Origin of the sequence: Enterococcus sp. SMC-9, from assembly GCF_021011285.1 — a bacterium.
GTDB classification, from domain to species: Bacteria; Bacillota; Bacilli; order Lactobacillales; family Enterococcaceae; genus Enterococcus_C; species Enterococcus_C montenegrensis.
This window is the reverse complement of sequence record NZ_JAILYE010000013.1, coordinates 1-2,668: the sequence shown is the minus strand read 5'-3', so window position 1 is coordinate 2,668 and position 2,668 is coordinate 1. Positions and strand designations below refer to the sequence as shown.

The following is a 2,668-nucleotide window of genomic DNA, read 5'->3' as shown; positions in this document are numbered from 1 at the left end:
GTCGGTGGTTCAATTCCTTCTAATGGATATTTTAAACCCAATTCTTGCCACTTGTACTTGCCCATCGTGTGGTAGGGTAAAATCTCAACCTTATCGACATTTTGCAACGTCTTAATAAAGCTATCTAAGCGGATCAAATACGCATCATAGTCACTGCGATAAGGAACCAATACGTGACGAATCCAGACCGGTTTATTTATTTCAGATAAATATTTGGCCATTTCCAAAATAGGGGTATTGGCTTGTTTGGTCAGTTTTTTATGGGCATCATTGTCGATATGTTTAATATCAAACAACAATAAATCCGTATACTCCATTAAAGTATTGAATTTTGAAAAGAAAGGTTCTTCTCTGGTAAAAGGTTGCCCACAGGTATCAATGGTCGTATGAACCCCAGCCGCTTTGGCTTTTTTGAACAAATCAATTAAAAAATCAAGTTGTAACAACGGTTCTCCACCACTTACTGTGATTCCGCCTTTTTCTCCCCAAAATTCTTTATATTTTAAGGCTTCTTCTAAAACATCATCTGCTGTACGCTCTTTACCACTGCCAATTTTCCAAGTATCCGGATTATGGCAAAACTCACACCGCATCCGACAGCCTTGGGTAAAAACGATAAAACGAATGCCTGGTCCATCAACGGAACCAAAACTTTCGGTTGAATGAATACGACCTGTCACAGTCATGCTTATGACTTCCTTTCGTATATGAAATACTTGAAACAAACGTCTCAAAAAAGAGGCTAGAAATTTTTTATGCCGCAATTCCAGCCTCTTTTTCACTACGTTTTTTGTGAAGAAGAGGACAAGCAAAAATAAAAAGTGACGGATAGTTTCCCATCCGCCACCTTGTAGTACGTTTAAAATTGAAATTACATAGATTCGTGCATTGTCCGTGCAATAACGTCATCTTGTTGTTCTTTCGTTAACTTAATGAAGTTTACGGCATAACCAGATACCCGAATTGTTAATTGTGGGTATTTTTCTGGGTGTGCTTGCGCATCTAACAAGGTATCCCGGTTGAAGACGTTAATGTTCAAGTGGTGACCACCTTTTGTTGCATATCCATCTAACATGGTTGCTAAGTTTTCTTCTTGGGTTGCTTCGTCACGACCTAAGGCTTTTGGTACGATAGAAAACGTATTTGAAATACCATCTAATGAATAGTCGTAAGGAATTTTCGCAACTGAAGACAAGCTTGCTAACGCACCGTGTGTGTCGCGTCCATGCATTGGGTTAGCCCCTGGCGCAAATGGTTGGCCCGCACGACGTCCGTCTGGTGTATTCCCTGTTTTCTTCCCATAAACCACATTGGATGTGATTGTAAGAATAGATGTGGTGTGTTTTGCATCACGGTAAGTTTTGTTACGTTTTACTTTCGTCATGAAGGTTTTCAATAAGTTCACGGCGATTTCGTCCACGCGATCATCGTTATTGCCGTATTTAGGATAGTCGCCTTCAATCACGTAGTCTTCTACGATTCCATTTTCATCACGAACTGTTTTCACTTTGGCATATTTAATGGCAGATAAGGAGTCAACTGCAACAGAGAAACCAGCAATACCAGTTGCCATTGTACGTAGGATATCTGTATCTTGTAATGCCATTTCAATCCGTTCGTAAGAATATTTATCGTGCATGTAGTGAATGATGTTTAATGTATTCAAGTACAATTCTGTAATCCAGTCCATCATGGCATCATATTTGGCTAAAACTTCATCGTATTCTAGATATTCAGAAGTGATTGGTTGATATTTTGGTCCTACTTGTGCTTTTGATTTTTCATCAACCCCACCGTTAATTGCGTATAACAAGGTTTTCGCTAAGTTTGCACGAGCACCGAAAAATTGCATTTGTTTCCCAATGCGCATTGCCGATACACAACAAGCGATTCCGTAGTCATCGCCCCAATGAGGACGCATCACATCATCGTTTTCATATTGAATCGCAGATGTTTGGATACTCATTTTCGCACAGAAAGTTTTGAAGTTGTGTGGTAAACGTGTTGACCATAAAACTGTCAAGTTTGGTTCTGGCGCAGGACCTAAGTTTGCTAATGTGTGTAAGAAACGGAAGCTGTTTTTTGTTACCATGTGACGTCCGTCTTCACCCACACCACCGATTGATTCTGTTACCCATGTTGGATCCCCAGAAAATAGGGCATTGTATTCAGGTGTCCGAGCGAATTTTACAAGACGTAGTTTCATAACGAAATGATCCACGATTTCTTGTGCTTCTTCTTCTGTAATCACGCCGTTTTCTAAGTCGCGTTCCACATAAATGTCTAAGAAAGTCGATGTCCGACCCAATGACATTGCTGCACCATTTTGTTCTTTGATTGCAGCTAAGTAGCCTAAGTATAACCATTGGAAAGCTTCTTTTGCGTTTGTCGCAGGTTGTGAAATATCAAAACCGTAAATGTTACCTAATTCTTTTAATTCAGCTAACGCACGAATTTGTTCACTTAATTCTTCCCGTTGACGGATGATGTCTTCTGACATTGTGCCGTTCCCACAGTTGGCTAAATCTTTTTGTTTTTCTTTAATTAAAAAGTCTACCCCGTATAATGCAATCCGACGGTAGTCGCCGATAATACGGCCACGGCCATAGGCATCTGGTAAACCAGTAATGACACCTGAGCGACGTGCTGCGCGCATTTCTGGTGTATA

At 40.3% G+C, this 2,668-nt stretch carries 2 protein-coding genes; both read right to left on the bottom strand.

The window, feature by feature from the left end; genetic code table 11:
- Nucleotides 1-686 (bottom strand): pyruvate formate-lyase-activating protein (pflA, locus tag K4422_RS13510; protein ID WP_206905783.1); only part of this gene is annotated, 686 nt, incomplete at its 3' end.
- A 185-nt stretch (nt 687-871) separates the two neighbouring features.
- The coding region (gene pflB / locus K4422_RS13505; RefSeq protein ID WP_230711533.1) for a formate C-acetyltransferase at nt 872-2,668 on the bottom strand (1,797 nt) is incomplete at its 5' end.